We start from the raw sequence: 18,982 nt of genomic DNA, 5'->3' as shown, positions 1-18,982 counted from the left end.
AATGACTAAAATTAGGAAGGTACCTATGCGTACTTGCATAGGTTGTAGAGAACAAAAAGAAAAGAAAGATTTAATTAGAGTTGTAAAGAACAAAGACGATGAAATCTTTATAGATAAAACTGGAAAGGCAAATGGAAGAGGAGCTTACTTATGCAATGACAAAAGTTGTTTGGAAAAAGCGATAAAGTCAAAAGCTTTAAATAGGGCATTCACGACAGAGATTAGTGAGGAAGTTTATGAGAAACTAATTGAATCTGTAGATTAAGCTTCTTTTTAGGAGGTGTTCAATTTGTCAAAAATTAGAGTACACGCGTTGGCAAAGGAAATTGGTATTACAAGTAAGGAATTAATTGCAAAGTTAAATGAACTTGAAATATCTGTAAAAAATCATATGTCAACATTAGATAGCGCTGAAGAAGATAGAGTAAGAAATTTATATAACAAAAATTCTTCAAAGAATGACTCTCCTGTAGAAAAGAAAAACAATGATAAGCAGGGAGACAACAAGAAAAAAACTCATCCTAATAAGGAAAAACAAAACAATAACAATTCAGATAATAAAGAATTTAAAAAAGATAATAAAAACAAGACTTTTAATAAAGAAAATAAAAAAAATGATGATAAGAGCGAACATTCATCTAATCAAAAAAAGAAAAATAACAAAAAGAATAAGTCTAAAAACAAAGAAAATGATAATGATAAAAACCACTCCTTTAAGAGAGATTTGACTAAGAAAAAACCAAAGAAAAAAGTTAGATCAAAACATAAGGTTGAAGAGGAAGATAAGGGAGATGATTCTATAATAGTTATAGCACCTATAACAGTAAAGGATTTTGCTAACCAATTGGGAGTGTCTGTATCAACAGTTATTACAAAACTAATTGGACTTGGAGTTATGGCAAATCAAAACCAAAGTATTGATGAAGATACTTGTATATTACTAGCTGATGAACTTGGAATTGAAATTGAAATTGAAGCTCCAAATCTTGACCAATCGGTTGAAGAAGAATATGGGCTTCTAAGAGAAGATAGGGAAAGAGATCTTAAACCAAGACCACCTGTTGTAACAGTAATGGGTCACGTTGACCACGGAAAAACTTCTCTATTAGATTCTATTAAGAAAACTCATGTTACTCAATCTGAAGCTGGCGGTATTACTCAACATATAGGGGCTTACACTGTTAATTTATCTGGAAAGAAAATAACTTTCCTCGATACACCAGGTCACGAAGCTTTTACTTCCATGAGACTTAGGGGAGCTCAAACTACAGACATAGCAATACTTGTTGTAGCCGCAGACGATGGTGTAATGCCTCAAACAATTGAAGCAATTTCTCACGCAAGGTCCGCTGATGTTCCAATAATTGTAGCAATTACAAAAATTGATAAACCAGAAGGCAACCCTGAAAGAGTTAAACAAGAATTAATGAACGAAAATCTTGTTCCTGAAGAATGGGGCGGTGACACAATTGTTGTTGGAGTTTCATCAAAATCTGGCGAAGGCATTGATGAACTTCTAGAAATGATTCTATTAGTAGCTGAAATGAAAGAGTTAAAAGCAAATCCTAATAGACGTGCTATTGGTACTATAATCGAAGCCAATCTTGACAAGGCTAAGGGACCTATGGCAACTATTCTTATTAAGAACGGTACTTTAAGATTTGGAGATGCTATTGTATCTGGTACTTGCTCAGGAAGAATAAGAGCTATGGAAGATGATAAAGGCAAAAAAGTTAAAAAAGCTGGACCTTCTATGCCAGTTGTAATTTTAGGACTTAACGATGTTCCTAATGCTGGAGACACAATTTATGCAGTTAATGATGATAAGACTGCAAAAGCAATTGCCGATAAGAATACAGAAATTTCTAGAGAAAAGAGATTGAGTCAAACAACTAAGATTAGTCTTGACAACCTATTCGAAAAAATTTCTGAAGAAGATGTAAAAGAACTCAATGTTGTTGTAAAAGGTGATGTAAAAGGTTCTGTTGAAGCGCTTAACCAATCTTTACTAAAACTTTCCACTGAAGAAGTTAAGATTTCTGTAATTCACTCAGGCGTTGGTGGAATCAATGAATCTGACGTTACTCTAGCTTCTGCATCTAATGCAATTGTTATTGGATTTAATGTTAGACCTAATATTAATGCTATAGAACTTGCAAAAACTGAAGATGTTGAAATTAGGACATACAGAGTTATCTATGAAATTATTAACGATATAGAACAAGCAGCTAAGGGTATGCTAGATCCAGATATTGTAGAAGAAATCCTTGGAAGATGTGAAATAAGACAAACATTTAAACTTCCAAACAACCAAATGGTTGCTGGGGTTTATGTCCTAAACGGTAAAATCCTAAGAAACTCTAAGGTTAAAGTGCTAAGAAATGACGTTGTTATTCACGAAGGAGACATTGCTTCTCTAAAGAGATTTAAAGATGATGCTAGAGAGCTTGCAACAGGTTTTGAAGGCGGACTTGTTATTGATGGTTTTAATGATATTAAAGAAGGCGATCTTCTTGAATCTTACATCATGAAGGAAGTTGAAAGATCATAATGAACAATAAAAGAATTAACAGAATATCAGAAGAAGTAAGACGAACAATATCTAATATAGTTCAAAATGAGTTAAAAGATCCAAGGATACCTTCTATTACTAGTATTTCTCATGTTGAAGTTACAAATGATTTATCCTTCGCAAAAGTTTATGTTTCTGTCTTAGGAGATGACTATGATAGGGATGAAGCAGTTGAAGGACTTAATTCAGCTAAGGGATTTATAAAAAAAGAATTGGCTAATAGGGTTAAACTAAGGGCGATGCCAGAACTCATTTTTATTAAGGATGACTCTATTGAACGAGCTATGGAATTAGATAAACTTATAGATGAGGTAAATCACAAAAATGATTAATCTAAAGGAATTATCCTCTGAATTAAAAAATTTAATAGATAATAGCAATAGTATTGCAGTTGCATCTCACTTAAATCCTGATGGAGATAACTTAGGATCTGCTACTGCAATGCTTGGCATGCTTAATAAGCTTGGTAAAAATCCAGTCTTTATACTAGATGACAGTGTTCCATCCCATTTTAAATTTTTACCAAATCTTTCTTATTCAAAAAGTCCAGAAAATATTGATGAGGATTTCGATTTATTTATTGCTCTTGACTCTTCAGATGAAGATAGAATGGGAGATAGGGTGAAAGAAATATTTAACAAGTCTAAAAAAACTGTTAATATTGACCATCACTTTAGTAATAAGAATTATGCTGATTTGAATATTGTTGATGAAAATTCACCAGCAACTTGTGAAGTCCTTGCAAGAATTTTCAAATATCTTAATTTACAATTAGATAAAGAAATAGCGACTTCCTTATTTACAGGACTTTCAACAGATACAGGTTCTTTTAAATATAGTTCAGTTAGCTCAAAAACTTTTGAAATTGCATCAGACTTATTTAAGTATGACATCGATATAAATGAAGTTACGCAAAATGTTTACCAAAGTAGGTCTAGACAAAAGACTGATTTGTTAATTAGGGCCATGAACTCTATTGAGTATTTTGATAAAGATAAGATTGCTGTAGTTATAGTAACTAAAGAAGATATAGAAAAGACTAAAGCAGCAAAGTCAGATGCTGACGGAATAGTAGAATTTGTTAGAGATATTGATACTGTTGAACTTGCAGTTCTCCTTAAAGAAAAAGACGATTGTATTAGGCTATCTCTTAGGTCTAAATCTTATGTTGATTGTACGAAAATTGCGTCTAAGTTTAATGGCGGAGGACATATTAGGGCTTCAGGCGGTACAATAAACCACACCGATATCAAAAAGGCAAAAAAAGATTTAGTTGAAGTGGCGGAAGAAGAATTATGATTGATGGTCTCTTAGTATTTGACAAGGATAAAGGAATAACATCCCATGATTTAGTTTATAAGGTTAGGCGCAAATTAGGGATAAAAAAAGTAGGTCATACTGGTACTCTTGATCCTATGGCTACAGGAGTGCTAGTTATATCTATTGGAAAAGCAACTAAAACAAGCGAATATATTCTTTCAAGTGACAAGGAATACGAAGCTAAAATCAAACTAGGTATCTTGACCGATTCATATGATATTGCTGGTAATATTTTAAAAGAAGAAAAAGTTATCTTCAATGAAGAAGACATAAAAAAAGCTCTTCAAAATTTTACTGGTAAGTTGTCACAAAAGCCTCCTATTTACTCTGCTTTAAAAGTGGGTGGTAAGAAACTTTACGAGTATGCAAGAGAAGGTAAAGAGGTAGAAATAAAAGAAAGAAATATTGAGATTTATAAAAATGAACTTTTAGATTTTAACGGAAGTGATGAATTCCTAATAAGAGTTAAGGTATCTAAGGGAACTTATATAAGGTCTCTTGCAAATGATATTGGGAACTTTTTAGGCACTTATGGTACACTAACAGAGCTTAGAAGAATAAGAACTGGAAATTTTAAAATAGAGGATTCTATTAATAGCTCTGATTTTGAAAATATGTCTATTGATGAAATAAAGGAAAAAATTCTACCAATGGATTTAGCCTTAACTAATCTTAAAAAAATTGATTTAGACAAAAGATTTCTTAATAAATTTCTTAATGGACAATTTTACAGGCTTAATCACAAGCCAGAAGTTGATAATTACAGAGTGTATTGCGAAAATCTTTTTTTAGGAATTGGAGAAATTAGATTTATTGATGAAAAACCTTATCTTAAGATGAAGAAGAGATTAATAGGTGATTTATGAAAATAATTGAAATTGACTTAAATTATATAGCAGACGAAGATTCAGTTATTGCCCTAGGAAACTTTGATGGTGTTCATAAGGGCCATATGGAATTAATTAATAAAGCAGTTGCAAGAGCTGATGATTTAAATATTAAGTCTAGCATATTGTTATTTAATGAACACACTGACAACCTTATTAAGGTCGGTAAAAAGGACATTATAACAACAAATCAAACTAAATTTGAAATTCTAGAAAATCTAGGAGTTGATATAATTTATCTTATAAACTTTACAAGAGAATTTATGGCTTACACTCCTAAGATGTTCTTAAAAGATTTTCTAGCAGATAATCTTAAAATTAGAGGAGTTGTTGTAGGTTATGATTACACTTATGGATTTAAAAAATCTGGCGATGTGGATTTTTTATTAGAAAATAAAGATTTATTTGATACTATTGATGTTATTAATCAAATTTCATCTCATGGAGAGAAAATTTCATCGACCCTAATAAGAAACTTAATTGAAGAAGGTAGGATAAAAGAGGCTAATGATCTTTTATCAAGACCCTATAAGCTAATTGGGGAAATTATACATGCAAAAGGTCTTGGAAAAAAAATGGGATATCCAACTGCCAACTTAAAATTAGTAGATAATTTTGTAATTCCGAGATATGGAGTTTATGACACAGATATTATTATAAATGGAGAGAGGTTTAAAGCTTCAACTAACATTGGTACAAACCCAACTGTTGAGCATGATGGGATAAAAATTGAAGCTCATATACTTGATTTTGATAGAGATATTTATGGGGAAATTGTTGAGCTTGAACTTTTAGATTTTGTAAGACCTGAATTGAAATTTGATTCCATAGAAGAATTATTCGATCAGATTGCTAAAGATGTTTTAGTTACAAGGAATAGATGACTTTACAAGCCAGCCTTTATATGGTAAGATATTTAAGGTTAAATAGCTATTCACAGTTGGTCGCTCCTCGACGCCTACTTTGATTAGCTTTATCTAAAAAATTTAGGAGGAAAATATGTTAGAAACAAATATCAAACAAATTATTATTGACGAATTTAAAACACACGAAGGTGACACAGGATCACCAGAAGTTCAAATTGCAATTCTTACTAGAAGAATTAACGATTTAAACGAACATTTAAGAGTTCACAAAAAAGACCACCACTCAAGAAGAGGACTTCTTAAAATGGTAGGTAAAAGAAGAAACTTATTAAGATATTTAAAGAATAAGGATATAGAAAGATATCGTACACTTATTAAAAAACTACAAATCAGAGGATAATAGGAGCGGTAATTCCGCTCTTTCTTATTAGAAGGAGGAAATAATGGAAAAAACTTATACTATGGATCTTGCAGGTTCTCAGTTAAAAGTAACAATTGGAAAAGTTGCTGAGCAAGCAAATGGTGCTTGTTTAGTACAATATGGAGATACTGTTGTACTTGTTACAGCTACATCTTCTTCTAAGCCAAGAGAGGGAATCGACTTTTTTCCTCTAAGTGTAGACTATGAAGAAAAAATGTATGCAGTTGGTAAAATCCCTGGAGGATTTATCAAGAGAGAGGGAAGACCTAGCGAAAAGGCTACCCTATCCGCTAGACTAATTGATAGACCACTTAGACCTCTTTTCCCAGAAGGTTATAGAAATGATGTACACATAGTAGCAACTGTTTTAAGTGTTGATCAAGATCATTCACCTGAAATTGTTGCAATGATAGGTTCTTCTATTGCTCTTTCTATTTCTGATATTCCTTTTGATGGACCTACAGGTTCAGTTGAAGTTGGATATATTGACGGAAAATATATCATAAATCCTAACGAAGAAGAGAGAAACAATTCTAAAATAAACTTATCTCTTGCTGGAACAAAGACTGCAATTATGATGGTAGAGGCTGGTGCGCAAGAAGTAAGTGAATCTGAAATGCTTGAAGCTATTCTAGAAGGTCACGAAGTTATAAAAGATATTTGTGAGTTTGTAGAAGAAATTTCTAGTGAAGTTGGAAAAGAAAAAGCTGAATACGAAGTATTTAAAGCTGACGAAGAAATTGTAGCTAAGGTAAAAGATTTTGGTAAAGATTTACTAGTTAATGCTATTAGAGAAAAAGATAAGGTTGTAAGAGAAGAAAACACTGAAAAAGCTAAAGAAGCTATTAGAGAACACTTCGTGGACCTTATGGAAGAACACTCAAAAGATATTTCAGCTGCAATTGAAGAAATTGAAGTTACTGAAATTAGACGTGGCATTCTTGAAGAAGAAAGAAGGCCTGATGATAGAAAACTAGATGAAATTAGACATCTATCATCTGAAGTTAGTGTTCTACCAAGAACTCATGGTTCAGGCTTATTTACAAGAGGACAAACTCAAGTGCTTTCAATTGCCACTCTAGGTGCAATCTCTGAAGAGCAAGTTATTGATGGACTTGGAGATGACAAACCAAAGAGATATATTCACCACTATAATTTCCCAGGATTCTGTGTTGGAGATACAAAACCATCTAGGTCTCCTGGTAGACGTGAAATTGGTCACGGTGCTCTTGCAGAGAGAGCTCTACTTCCAGTAATTCCAGATTCAGAAGTCTTCCCATATACAATAAGGGTTGTTTCAGAAGTATTATCTTCTAATGGATCTTCTTCTCAAGCATCTATCTGTGGATCAACTCTTGCCCTAATGGATGCAGGTGTACCTATCAAGGCACCTGTTGCAGGTATAGCTATGGGTCTTATTGAAGAAGATGGAGTTATAAAAATACTGACTGATATCCAAGGTTTGGAAGACCACTTTGGAGATATGGACTTTAAGGTAGCAGGTACAAGAAAGGGTATCACAGCTATCCAAATGGATATTAAGGTTGAAGGTATTAAAAAAGAAATTCTTGAAACTGCTCTTGATAGAGCAAAAGATGCTAGATTTGAGATTTTAGATCATCTTGCTACAACAATTGAAAAACCAAGAGAAGAGCTTTCCAAGTATGCTCCAATAATCCACATGATTTCTATTGATCCAGAAAGAATTGGAGAAGTTATTGGTGCTGGTGGAAAGATAATAAATAAAATTATTGAACAAACTGGTGTAAAAATCGATATTGATGATGACGGAAAAATTTCTATCTTATCTGATAGTGATGAAAAAGCTAAAGAAGCTATTGCAATCATTGAAGATATAGTAAAAGAAATTGAAGTTGGAGAAGTTTATCTAGGAAAGGTTAAGAAAATTGTTAAGTTTGGAGCTTTCGTAGAAATTAAAAAAGGAACAGAAGGTCTCCTTCACATTTCTGAAATTGCTCATGAAAGAACTAACAATGTAGAAGATGTATTAAAAGTTGGCGATTCAGTTGAAGTTAAAGTAATTGACATAGCCAAAGATACAGGTAAGATTTCTCTATCAAGAAAAGCTCTTATTAAAAGAGAAGATAATTCCAAGAAAGAAGAAAATAAATAAGTAAAGTTAAGTCGCATTAGAATTTATTTTAATGCGATTTTTTAAAGGAGAATTTATGAAATTAAAAGTTATTAATAAAAGTAAGCATCCTCTGCCTAAGTATGAAACAGATGGCTCTTCAGGAATGGACTTAAGAGCTAATCTAGATGAAGATTTAGTTTTAAAACCTCTAGATAGAGTGCTAGTTCCAACAGGTCTTTATTTCGAATTCGAAAAAGGTTATGAAGCTCAAGTTAGAGCTAGATCAGGCTTAGCATTAAAAAAAGGCCTAGGACTTCCAAATGGTATTGGAACTATTGATTCTGATTATAGGGGAGAATTGAAGGTGATTCTAATTAATATGAGTATAGATGATGTTGTCATAGAAGATGGCGATAGGATTGCCCAAGTTGTTTTTATGAAAATTGAAATTCCCGATATAGTTGAAGTAGAGGAGATTAGTGATACCGAAAGAAGTGATGGAGGCTTCGGTCATACTGGTCTTTAAGGGCACAAATTGTTATAATATTAATGAGGTGCTAGCTCTTGAAAAGAAATATAAAAACAAATAAAAAAACTAAAAAGAAAAATAATAATAAAAAAATTAATAGGAGAAAAATATCTTCTGAAATAGATAATGGACGAGAAATTAAGGGACTATTTCTAATAGTTATTGGAATAGTCTTCTTTATATGCTTATATAGTCAAAGAATGGGAATCGTTGGGGCATTAGTATATAAACTATTTTCTGTTTTAGCAGGTTCTGCAAACTTTGCTATCCCCTTACTTTTTATTTTTTGGGGAATACTCTTTAACCTTCAAGCTACTAAAAATCGAATGTCTTCCTATATAGTTTATACTTTAATTATACTTCTTTGCACTTTAGTTTTCTTAGATGGATCTAAAGAAATGGACATGACTCTAATTGAAAGAATAGTAAAATCAACGGAGTACATGGATATAACTAGAAGTGGAGGTATAATTGGAGCAATCTTCGGATTCTTCTCTTATAAACTTTTGGGTTCACTTGGAACTTATATTATTCTCAGCCTAATTATAATTGCTTCAATTTACTTAATGTTAAGGCCTAATATGGAACAAATAATAATGGCTTTTGAAGACCTTGGAGAATACTTTAATGATAAAAAAATTGCTCGTGAAGAGAAAATAAAAGAGAAAAAATTAAAGGCTGAAGAGAAAGATAAGAAAAAAGCTCTAAAAGAAAATAAAAAAGTTGAAAAACAAAAACTTAAAGAAGAAACAAAATCTGAAAATTATGATAACTTTACTGAAGACTTAATTGTTAAAGACTATTCAGAGGATTCTTTAACTGAAAATAATGATTTTGAAGAAATTGATGAAAACATAAATTTAAAGGAAGATGAAGTAACTCCTCAAAAAGCTCAAGAAAAAATTGAAGACGAGGTAGTGGATACAATAAAGGATGATATTGAGCACAAAAAAGAAGAAGAATTTGTATATACTTATCCAGATACAGCACTTCTAGAGAGAATTCCTTCAAAAGGTAATTTTTCTAAAGATGAAGTACTTGAAAAAGGAAAAATAATTGAAAATACTATGAAAAACTTTGGTATTGATTCAAAGGTAGTGGCTATAAATCGTGGACCGGTTATTACATCCTATGAATTAAAGCCTGCACCAGGAATAAAACTATCTAGGATTGTTGGTTTAAGTGACAATATAGCTATGGCTCTGGCAAGTTCTGACTTGCGTATTGAAGCACCCATACCTGGTAAAACAGTGGTTGGCATTGAAGTTCCTAATAAGGAGAAAGATTCTGTTAGCCTCAAGGAACTAATTGAGTCCAAAGAATTTAAAAATAGTAAGTCTGATATTCCACTTGCCCTAGGTAAAGACGTTGAAGGCAACGTACTAATCTCTGGCATGGAAGACATGCCTCATCTTTTAATTGCTGGTGCTACTGGTTCAGGTAAATCAGTATGTATTAATTCAATAATTACAAGTGTTATTTATAAGTCATCTCCTAAAGATGTGAAGTTAATGCTTATAGACCCCAAAGTTGTTGAGCTTAGTGTATATAATGGCATACCTCATCTTTTAATAGATGTAGTGACTAACCCTAAGAAAGCAGCCTTTGCTCTTAACTGGGCTGTTGATGAAATGGAGAAAAGATATCAAGCTTTTGCTGAAAATCACGTAAGGGATTTAAAGGGATTTAATAAAAAGATGGTTGCTGAGGGAAGGGAAGATGAAAAACTTCCTAAGATATTAATAATTGTAGATGAGTTAGCAGATCTTATGATGGTTGCTTCAAAAGAGATTGAAGAATATATCGCAAGACTTGCTCAAAAGGCAAGAGCTGCAGGAATGCATTTAATACTTGCAACTCAAAGACCCTCTGTTGATGTAATCACAGGAACAATAAAGGCAAACGTACCATCTCGTATAGCCTTTGCCGTAGCATCTTCTGTAGACTCAAGAACTATTCTTGACATGGGTGGTGCTGAAAAACTACTTGGAAAAGGAGATATGTTATTCTATCCAAGTAAATATCCAAAAGCAAAAAGAATTCAAGGAGCTTTCATTAGTGATAGCGAAGTTGAAAGACTTGTTGATTTTGTAAAAAATAATAATGAAATTAAAAATACTGTTGAATCAAAGATAGAACAAGCAATTGAGGACAAAAAGGTAAAGATTGATAATGAAAAAGATCCACTTTTCAAAGAGGCCGTAGAGCTCGTTGTAAATGATGAGCAAGCCTCAATATCCTATATACAGAGAAAGCTAAAGGTCGGCTATTCAAGGGCTGGTAGGATCGTTGATCAAATGGAAGAACTGGGTATAATAGGACCTCACGAAGGTTCTAAACCTCGTAAGCTTTTAAAAACAAAGGAAGAATTAGAAATGATTTTAGGTGATGAAGATGAATAATGTCCACATAGTTACATTGGGTTGCTCAAAAAATGATGTAGACTCTTCTATGATGTACTCACTTTTAGATAAAGATAAATATAAAATGGTAGAGAATCCAAACGAAGCCGACATTTTAATCGTAAATACTTGCGGGTTTATTGATGCGGCTAAAGAAGAATCTATTGACACAATACTTGAGTCAGTAGAATATAAAAATGAGGGACGATGTAAAAAGGTTCTTCTATCAGGTTGTCTAGCTCAAAGATATCCTGAAGAGCTAATAAAAGAAATTCCTGAAATAGACGGTATACTTGGAACAGGTAATATTGAATATATAAATGAGCTATTAGATAGAAGTCTATCAGGTGATTTATTTGTAAAGACTGACAATTTAAACTCTGCTTATCTAGAAGGCATTAGAAAAGAAAAAGTTAATACAACAGAATATGTGAAAATCTCTGAAGGATGTAATAATAACTGTTCTTATTGCATTATTCCTTCATTACGTGGCAAAAATAGGTCTAGAAAAATAGAAGATGTATATAAGGAAGTTGAATATCTTGTAAGTAAAGGAGCAAGAGAAATAATTCTCATAGCTCAAAATACAACTGATTATGGAATAGACCTCTACTCAAAATATTCACTTGCCAATTTAATAAGAGAAATATCAAAAATAGAAGAATTAAAATGGATTAGAGTTTTATATCTTTATCCTGATCACTTTACAGATGATTTGATAGAGGAATTTAAAAACAACGATAAGCTTGTAAATTACGTAGATATGCCTCTTCAACACATATCTGATGATGTCTTAAAAAATATGAACAGGAAGACAAGTAAGGACCATATAATAAAAACTCTTAAGAACTTGAGAAAATCTGTAGCAGACATTGTTATTAGAACGACTTTTATTGTTGGTTTCCCAGGAGAAAATCAGGAAGATTTCGATCAACTAGTTGATTTTATTGAAGATATAAAATTTGATAAGCTAGGTGTTTTTGAATACTCTAGGGAAGAGGGGACTAGAGCTGCAAGCTTAGATGAACAAATCCCAGATAATATTAAAGAAGAAAGAAAGAACGAAATAATGGCTATCCAAAGTGACATTTCAGGTGAAATTCTATCCAAGAATTTAGGAAAAACTTTTGAAGTTTTAATTGAAGAAAAGATTGATGACAATAATTATGTGGGAAGAACATATATGGATTCTCCAGAAATAGATGGAGTAACTTATGTTCAATCAGATAAAGAGCTTGAGATAGGAGACTTTGTCCAAGTTGAAATAATTGATAGTCTTGATTATGACTTAGTAGGTGAATTAATATGAATACTCCAAATAAACTAACTTTAATGAGGACACTTCTAGTTCCCGTTTTTGTACTTTGCATGTACTTTAATTTTAATAATTCTAGACTAATAGCTACTGCAATATTTGCTATAGCTTCTTTTACTGATTTTTTAGATGGTCATATTGCAAGACGTGACAACTTAGTTACTAACTTCGGTAAATTTGCAGATCCTCTAGCTGATAAAATTTTAGTTTGTTCGGCTATGATTATGCTAGTTAGTACTGGTGAGATGCCAGCTTGGGGCGTAATCATTATTATAGCAAGAGAATTTACAATTACTGGTTTTAGAATTATTGCGGCATCAGAAAATATCACTATAGCTGCCAGTCCTTTAGGAAAATTTAAAACTGTTACACAGCTTATTTCAAATATTTTACTCTTAACAGGATTAGAAGATTTTAAAACTCCTGGAATGATAGTTTTTTACTTAGCTGTAATCTTTACTGTTATTTCTGGAGCGGATTATTTAATTAAAAATAAAAAAGTTTTAGACCTAGAAAACATTTAAGGAGATTTATGAAAGCAAGTATTCTTACAGTTGGTACAGAGATCTTAATTGGATCCATTACCAATACTAACTCAAAATACATATCAGAAAAACTAACTGATATGGGAATAGACGTTATTAGACAAGTATCTGTAGATGATGGATTAGATGACATTGTAGAAGAATTAAAATATCTTTCTAAAAAATCTGACCTAATTGTTATATGTGGTGGTCTAGGACCAACAGAAGATGATTTAACAAGAGATGCTGTTGCCAAGTTTTTAAATAGAAGAGTCTACATTGATGAAGATGAGAAACAAAAAATGGAAGATAGATTTAATAGACTTGGTAGAAATATGACACCTAATAACCTAAAGCAGGTTATGCTTATTGAAGGATCAGAAAAAATAGAAAACATGTGGGGAGTAGCCCTAGGTGAATACATTGAATTTGACAATAAAAAAATAATCTTACTTCCAGGACCTCCCAACGAAATGGAACCAATGCTAGACTATTATTTTTCAAACAAATCCTTTACAAAGGACAATATAATGGTTAAATCTATTGATATTATTGGACTTGGAGAATCCATAATCGAAGATAGAATAAGGAAGATGAATTTTCTTGACAAGAGTATTTCTATAAATACTTTTGCCCATGGAACACATACTGAAGTCAAGATTATTGGTAAAAGTCAAGAAAAATATATGTTACAATCTTCTATAGAACAGACTATAAATTCTCTATATAAGGAGTTTACAACTCATATATATTCTGAAAATAATGAGGATGTTTCAAAACAGATTGTGGATATTTTAAAGAAAAATAACTTAAAAATCTCTTTTGCCGAATCAATAACTGGTGGTATGATGGCATCTGCAATTACTGATGTAAGTGGTGCATCAAATGTTTTAGAGTCCTCTTTTGTAACTTATTCAAATAGTTCCAAAAATAAAAACTTAAATGTATCTAAAGAAACTTTAGATAAGTTTGGAGCAATAAGTGAAAATACTGCATATGAAATGGCTAAGGGTGTAAAAGAAAGAACTCAAGCTAATATTGGAGTTTCAACTACTGGTGAAGCAGGACCAAATTCATCTGAAACTGAAGTAGGAAATGTCTTCACATGTATATATTTTGGTGAAGATAATTATAATACTAAACATTATTTCTTCTCAGGAGATAGAAATAAAATTCGCAGAAGCACAGTAAATAGGACTTTATCACAAATTCTTTATTTACTAAGGAAAAATTTTAAGGAGTAATTATGAAAGAAAGCAATTTAAGTAAAGAAAAACAAGAAGCTCTTCACAATGTTTTATCAAAAATAGAAAAACAATATGGTGAAGGATCCGTAATGATTCTTGGAGACGATGTAAAGCTTGACATTGATGCTATTCCAACAGGATCACTTGCCCTGGATATTGCCCTTGGAATTGGCGGTATACCAAAGGGAAGAATTATTGAAGTTTATGGTCCTGAATCTTCAGGTAAAACTACTTTGGCGCTTCATATGTTAGCTGAAGCTCAAAAAATGGACGGTACAGGAGCTTTTATAGATGCAGAACACGCTCTTGACCCTGGATATGCAAAAAACCTTGGTGTCGACGTTGAAAATCTAATTATTTCTCAACCTGATACTGGTGAACAAGCCTTAGAAATAACAGAAGCCCTTGTAAGATCTAATGCAGTTGATTTAATAATAATAGATTCTGTTGCAGCTCTTGTTCCAAAAGCAGAAATAGATGGAGATATGGGAGCAGCACAAATAGGACTTCAAGCAAGACTTATGTCTCAAGCTCTAAGAAAATTAACAGGAGCAATTAATAAATCAAAGTGTACAGTTGTTTTTATTAACCAACTTAGAGAAAAGGTTGGAATAATGTTTGGTAACCCTGAAACTACTACTGGTGGTAGGGCCCTTAAATTTTACTCATCTGTAAGACTTGATATTAGAAAGTCTGAAAACATCAAAAAAGGTGATGAAATTATTGGTAATAGAGTAAGGGTTAAGGTTGTTAAAAATAAGATTGCTCCACCATTTAGGCAAGCAGAATTTGATATTATGTATGGTAAGGGAATTTCTAGTGTAGGAAATATTCTTGACGTTGCTGCCGAAGCTGATATTGTTAAAAAAGCTGGAGCTTGGTATTCTTATGGAGAGGAAAGACTAGGTCAAGGTAGAGAAAATGCTAAGGATTTCTTAGAAGAAAATCCAGATATATTAAAAGAAATCGATCATAAAGTAAGAGTTTACTATAACCTACTTCCTGATGATGAAAAAAATGAAGAAGATACATCAACTACTAATGAAGAATAAGGCGTGATTTATTGAAATTACTTTATTTAACAGATACTCACATTAGGGGAACTAGTCCAAAGAACAGACTAGATGATTACTGTGAAACTTTAAAAGAAAAATTAAAAGAAATTTCAAGTATTATTCAAGAAGAAAAAATTGATTTTGTATTACATGGAGGCGATTTATTTGACAGACCTGATGTTTCTGTCTCCATCGTCTCCGATTTTGCAAAAATTTTTCAATCCTACGGTGTTCCTATATACATAATAAGTGGAAACCATGACATTTTCGGTCACAACCCTGACACCTTAGATAGAACCATGTTAGGGCTTCTATGCAATTTAGGAATTATGAATCTTGTAAATTACAAAAAGATTATCCTAGAAAAGGATAATCTACGAGTTCAATTAACTGGGTCTCCTTATATATATTCTATGGATGAAGTCTCCAATAGAAACAACTATATAGTCGACGAAGTTGATGACTCATGTAAGTATGCAATACATATGACACATGGTTTTTTAATTGACAAACCTTTTATTAAGGAGGTTTCTCATACACTTATAGATGATATTAGAGACACAAAAGCAGATATAACCTTAGGGGGACATTACCATTTTGGATTTAAAACTCAGGAGCTTGATGACAAATTTTTTGTAAATCCAGGTGCCTTAATTAGAATTTCAAACTCCAAAATAGAAATTAAAAGAAAGCCTAAGGTGGATATTATTACCTTAGACGACAAAATTGAAATAAAAGAAAGATATCTTAAATCTGCCAAGCCCGGTGAAGAAGTTCTTGATAGGTCAGAAATGGAAAGACATCAATTTAAGGGAATAAAAATGGCAGAATTTAAAGAAAGTATCGAAGCTTCCACAAATTATAAGAGTCTTGATATTTTCGAATTGCTTTTAAGGATTTCTAAAAGTGATAATATAAGTGAAGAAATAAAAAAAGAAGCCCTTAAAAGGGTAGAGGAAGCTCAAATTAATGAGGGTAGATACTCATGATTTATATAAAAAAAATTGAACTTATAAATTTTCAGTCTCACAGTCATACAGAGATTGAATTTGACAGAGGCCTAAACGTTATCTTGGGAAATTCTGATGCTGGAAAAACTGCTATCTTAAGGGCAATGAAATGGGCCCTTTATAATGAGCCCAGAGGAGACTATTTTATTAGACAAGGAGAGAAGGATGTCTCCGTTAAAATTGTTTTCTCCAATGGAGTAGTTGTAGAAAGATCTAGAACTCCTTCAAAAAATTCATATTATCTACTTGATGCTCAAGGTGAAGAAATGCGATTTGAGGGCTTTGGATTAGATGTACCAAAAGAAATAACAGATGCAACTCAGATGTACAAGGTCTCACTTGATAATTCCAATAACAAAAGCATTTTAAATATAGCTGAACAATTAGATGGGCCTTTTCTACTTAATGAACAAGCTTCATTGAGGGCTTCTGCAATAGGAAGGCTTATTGGAGTTAACTATGTCGATGATGCTCTTAGAACTGTTGTAAGAGATAATAAAAGAATTAATCAAGAAGTAGAAGATCTAAGATCCAATAGAGACAATATAAAAGACCAATTAAAAGAATATGACTATATAAAAAACTATAAAGAAAAATTCGAAAAGATCTCCGAAATTAGAGAAAAGATTGCAGTTCTAAATGACAAACTAAATTTAGCATCTAGCTTGAAAGAAAGATACGATATAAATAGTTTTGAGATAGAAAAAGTTAATGGCTTTATTGAAAAATTTAGCAATGTAGAAACTATTGAAAATACACTCCCAAAAATTGAAGCCAATTTAATTAAGTGTAATGCCTATGAATCTTATTTATCAAAGCTTAATAAAACTGATTCGGAAGCAAAAATTTTATCACAAAACTTAGAGAAGTTAAATGATATTGATATTTTATATAAAAAATCTAAAGAGATTGAATACAAGCAAGCTAAATTAAACTCATATACAAGCCTTTATAAGCAATATAAGTCTAACACTGATTTAATTAATAAAACTAAAAATAATCTAGATTTATTTAAGAATGAAGTAAGACTTACTGATATCGTTAGTTTTTTAGAAGATAAAATAAGCTTATATTTTAAACTTTATTCAGAAAAGGAAATCCTATCAAAAGTTACTGACAAATTAAATTATGGATATAATTACATTAAAGCTTTTGATAATAATACAAATATTGAAGAAATATCTAATGAGTTAAATGAAAAGATAAGGTCTTTCATGTTGTTAAAAGACTTTTCTAGTAATTTGGAAAGAATAAAAAATAATTATAAATTAGAAAATAATAATCTTAAAGATATTGAGAGTAGTATAAAAAATTATACTGAATCTTATGAAAATACTATTCTAGAGATTGGGGTTTGTCCTTTCTGCTATAGTGAAATAAATGATGAATCCATTGAGCATATAAAATACCACTTGAGGAATGATTAAATGAATTATGAAGAAAATTTAAAAAATTTAAAAGAAGAATTAGACAGACTAAAAAATATGAAGTATAAGTCTGAGGCGAGACTTGAACAATTAAATTCTCAAAAAAAAGATATTTTACTTGAAATTGAAAAACTAGGTATTAAACCAGAAGATCTAGAAAAGGAAATATCTAATTTAAAAAATGAAATTGATAAGCTTTTTAACGAAGCCAATGACTTAATGCCAAGGTTGTGATTTTTTGGACCTAAAGGAATTGGATTTAAATTTAAATAAATTAAATAATAAGATATTAAATGATGAGGGGAAAATTGAAATTTTAGAGGATCAATTAGAAAAAATCGAAAAAAGTCTTGAAGAAAAAGAGAAATATAGTGAAGTTTTAAGTCAAGTATCTCTATTATTTCAAAAAACCTCTGAATTTGCTCGAGAACAATCTAAAAGACAAATTGAAGATACTGTTACAAAATGTCTTCAATTTATTTTTGAAACAGATATTGAGTTTTTAATAGAACTATCTGAAGCAAGATCTGTACCCATAGCCGAATTCTTTGTGCAATCTAACTATTCTGAAGGTTATAGTATAAAAACCAAACCTGAGATAGCCCGAGGTGGTGGAGTTGTAGACATTATTTCACTTGCTCTTAGAATTGCTTTCTTACAACAAAATCAACCTAACTTATCAGGACCTTTAATATTAGACGAGCCTGGGAAGCACGTAAGTAATGATTATATTTTCAATCTTGGTGAATTTTTGAAACAGTCGTCAAATGTTTTTAACCGACAAATTATAATGGTAACACATAATCCTCATTTGTCACAAATTTCAGACAAATCATTTTATGTAAAGAATAAGGGCGGAATCAGTGAAGTTAGCCCTTATCAAGAGTAATATTTTCTTGACTTTAGCAAGTAAAATTGTTAATATATTAATGAACATAAAGGGTGTTTATGTATTAAATGCTAGAAAACTAAAAGTCAGGAGGAGATACAATGATTTACGACTCAAAGTTAAAAAATAAAGATGTAGATGGATTGTTTGAAGCTATTCTTTTACTTGAAAACTTAGAAGAATGTTATAGATTCTTTGAAGATATTTGTACAGTTAAAGAATTACAAGCAATTGCACAAAGACTTCAGGTTGTTAAACTATTAGTTAAAAATAAAACTTATCATGAAATTGAAACTGAAACTGGAGCTTCAACTGCTACTATATCTAGAATTAATAGATCTTTAAACTATGGATCTGATGGATATAAATTAGTTTTACAAAGACTAAACTTTATAGATGAAGATGAAGAAAAAGAATAAGGTA

The 18,982-nt window shown here is 31.5% G+C and carries 19 protein-coding genes; all 19 read left to right on the top strand.

Features of this window, described 5'->3' with window-relative positions:
• Position 1 precedes the first annotated feature (1 nt).
• The gene (gene rnpM / locus I6I93_RS08710) at positions 2-265 is read left to right on the top strand and encodes an RNase P modulator RnpM (RefSeq protein ID WP_070701209.1); all 264 of its coding nucleotides are present in this window, start codon (positions 2-4) and stop codon (positions 263-265) included.
• A gap of 24 nt (positions 266-289) precedes the next feature.
• Complete coding sequence (gene infB, locus I6I93_RS08705) at positions 290-2,551, top strand: translation initiation factor IF-2 (RefSeq protein ID WP_112890216.1); 2,262 nt, start codon at positions 290-292, stop codon at positions 2,549-2,551.
• Positions 2,551-2,904, top strand: a complete 354-nt coding sequence (gene rbfA / locus I6I93_RS08700) for a 30S ribosome-binding factor RbfA (RefSeq protein ID WP_070701205.1) — start codon at positions 2,551-2,553, stop codon at positions 2,902-2,904. Before infB ends, rbfA begins: the two co-directional genes overlap by 1 nt.
• The gene (locus I6I93_RS08695) at positions 2,897-3,871 is read left to right on the top strand and encodes a DHH family phosphoesterase (RefSeq protein WP_070701203.1); all 975 of its coding nucleotides are present in this window, start codon (positions 2,897-2,899) and stop codon (positions 3,869-3,871) included. The genes rbfA and I6I93_RS08695 overlap by 8 nt, the downstream gene beginning before the upstream one ends.
• The gene (truB, locus tag I6I93_RS08690) at positions 3,868-4,758 is read left to right on the top strand and encodes a tRNA pseudouridine(55) synthase TruB (RefSeq protein WP_070701201.1); all 891 of its coding nucleotides are present in this window, start codon (positions 3,868-3,870) and stop codon (positions 4,756-4,758) included. The genes I6I93_RS08695 and truB overlap by 4 nt, the downstream gene beginning before the upstream one ends.
• A complete protein-coding gene (locus I6I93_RS08685; RefSeq protein WP_070701199.1) occupies positions 4,755-5,663 on the top strand; it encodes a bifunctional riboflavin kinase/FAD synthetase in 909 nt (302 codons plus the stop codon). The genes truB and I6I93_RS08685 overlap by 4 nt, the downstream gene beginning before the upstream one ends.
• Positions 5,664-5,778: 115 nt before the next feature.
• Entirely contained in the window at positions 5,779-6,045 is a 267-nt protein-coding gene (gene rpsO, locus I6I93_RS08680; protein WP_070701196.1) for a 30S ribosomal protein S15, read from the top strand.
• A gap of 43 nt (positions 6,046-6,088) precedes the next feature.
• Positions 6,089-8,200 (top strand): polyribonucleotide nucleotidyltransferase, encoded by a 2,112-nt coding sequence (locus I6I93_RS08675; RefSeq protein WP_112890215.1) that lies wholly within the window; start codon positions 6,089-6,091, stop codon positions 8,198-8,200.
• A gap of 55 nt (positions 8,201-8,255) precedes the next feature.
• Complete coding sequence (dut, locus tag I6I93_RS08670; protein WP_112890214.1) at positions 8,256-8,687, top strand: dUTP diphosphatase; 432 nt, start codon at positions 8,256-8,258, stop codon at positions 8,685-8,687.
• Positions 8,688-8,725: 38 nt separating this feature from the next.
• Complete coding sequence (locus tag I6I93_RS08665) at positions 8,726-11,092, top strand: FtsK/SpoIIIE family DNA translocase (RefSeq protein WP_112890213.1); 2,367 nt, start codon at positions 8,726-8,728, stop codon at positions 11,090-11,092.
• Positions 11,085-12,401: a 30S ribosomal protein S12 methylthiotransferase RimO gene (gene rimO, locus I6I93_RS08660; RefSeq protein ID WP_112890212.1), complete on the top strand. Its 1,317-nt coding sequence runs from the start codon at positions 11,085-11,087 to the stop codon at positions 12,399-12,401. The genes I6I93_RS08665 and rimO overlap by 8 nt, the downstream gene beginning before the upstream one ends.
• Positions 12,398-12,931, top strand: a complete 534-nt coding sequence (gene pgsA / locus I6I93_RS08655; protein WP_112890211.1) for a CDP-diacylglycerol--glycerol-3-phosphate 3-phosphatidyltransferase — start codon at positions 12,398-12,400, stop codon at positions 12,929-12,931. Before rimO ends, pgsA begins: the two co-directional genes overlap by 4 nt.
• A gap of 8 nt (positions 12,932-12,939) precedes the next feature.
• Entirely contained in the window at positions 12,940-14,175 is a 1,236-nt protein-coding gene (locus I6I93_RS08650) for a competence/damage-inducible protein A (RefSeq protein ID WP_112890210.1), read from the top strand.
• 2 nt (positions 14,176-14,177) lie between these two features.
• Positions 14,178-15,230 (top strand): recombinase RecA, encoded by a 1,053-nt coding sequence (recA, locus tag I6I93_RS08645; protein ID WP_201621236.1) that lies wholly within the window; start codon positions 14,178-14,180, stop codon positions 15,228-15,230.
• An 11-nt stretch (positions 15,231-15,241) separates the two neighbouring features.
• On the top strand, positions 15,242-16,222 hold the full coding sequence (locus I6I93_RS08640) for a metallophosphoesterase family protein (RefSeq protein ID WP_112890209.1): 981 nt from the start codon (positions 15,242-15,244) through the stop codon (positions 16,220-16,222).
• Entirely contained in the window at positions 16,219-17,670 is a 1,452-nt protein-coding gene (locus I6I93_RS08635) for an AAA family ATPase (protein WP_112890208.1), read from the top strand. Before I6I93_RS08640 ends, I6I93_RS08635 begins: the two co-directional genes overlap by 4 nt.
• On the top strand, positions 17,671-17,904 hold the full coding sequence (locus tag I6I93_RS08630; protein ID WP_070701178.1) for a hypothetical protein: 234 nt from the start codon (positions 17,671-17,673) through the stop codon (positions 17,902-17,904). It begins immediately after the preceding gene.
• A 4-nt stretch (positions 17,905-17,908) separates the two neighbouring features.
• A complete protein-coding gene (locus I6I93_RS08625; RefSeq protein ID WP_112890207.1) occupies positions 17,909-18,559 on the top strand; it encodes an OLD family protein in 651 nt (216 codons plus the stop codon).
• A gap of 101 nt (positions 18,560-18,660) precedes the next feature.
• Positions 18,661-18,978, top strand: coding sequence for a YerC/YecD family TrpR-related protein (locus I6I93_RS08620; protein WP_112889259.1), 318 nt, complete (start codon positions 18,661-18,663; stop codon positions 18,976-18,978).
• Positions 18,979-18,982: the final 4 nt, after the last annotated feature.

Origin of the sequence: Peptoniphilus harei, from assembly GCF_016726485.1 — a bacterium.
Lineage (GTDB): Bacteria > Bacillota > Clostridia > Tissierellales > Peptoniphilaceae > Peptoniphilus_A > Peptoniphilus_A harei.
This window is presented reverse-complemented; position numbering and strand designations above follow the sequence as displayed.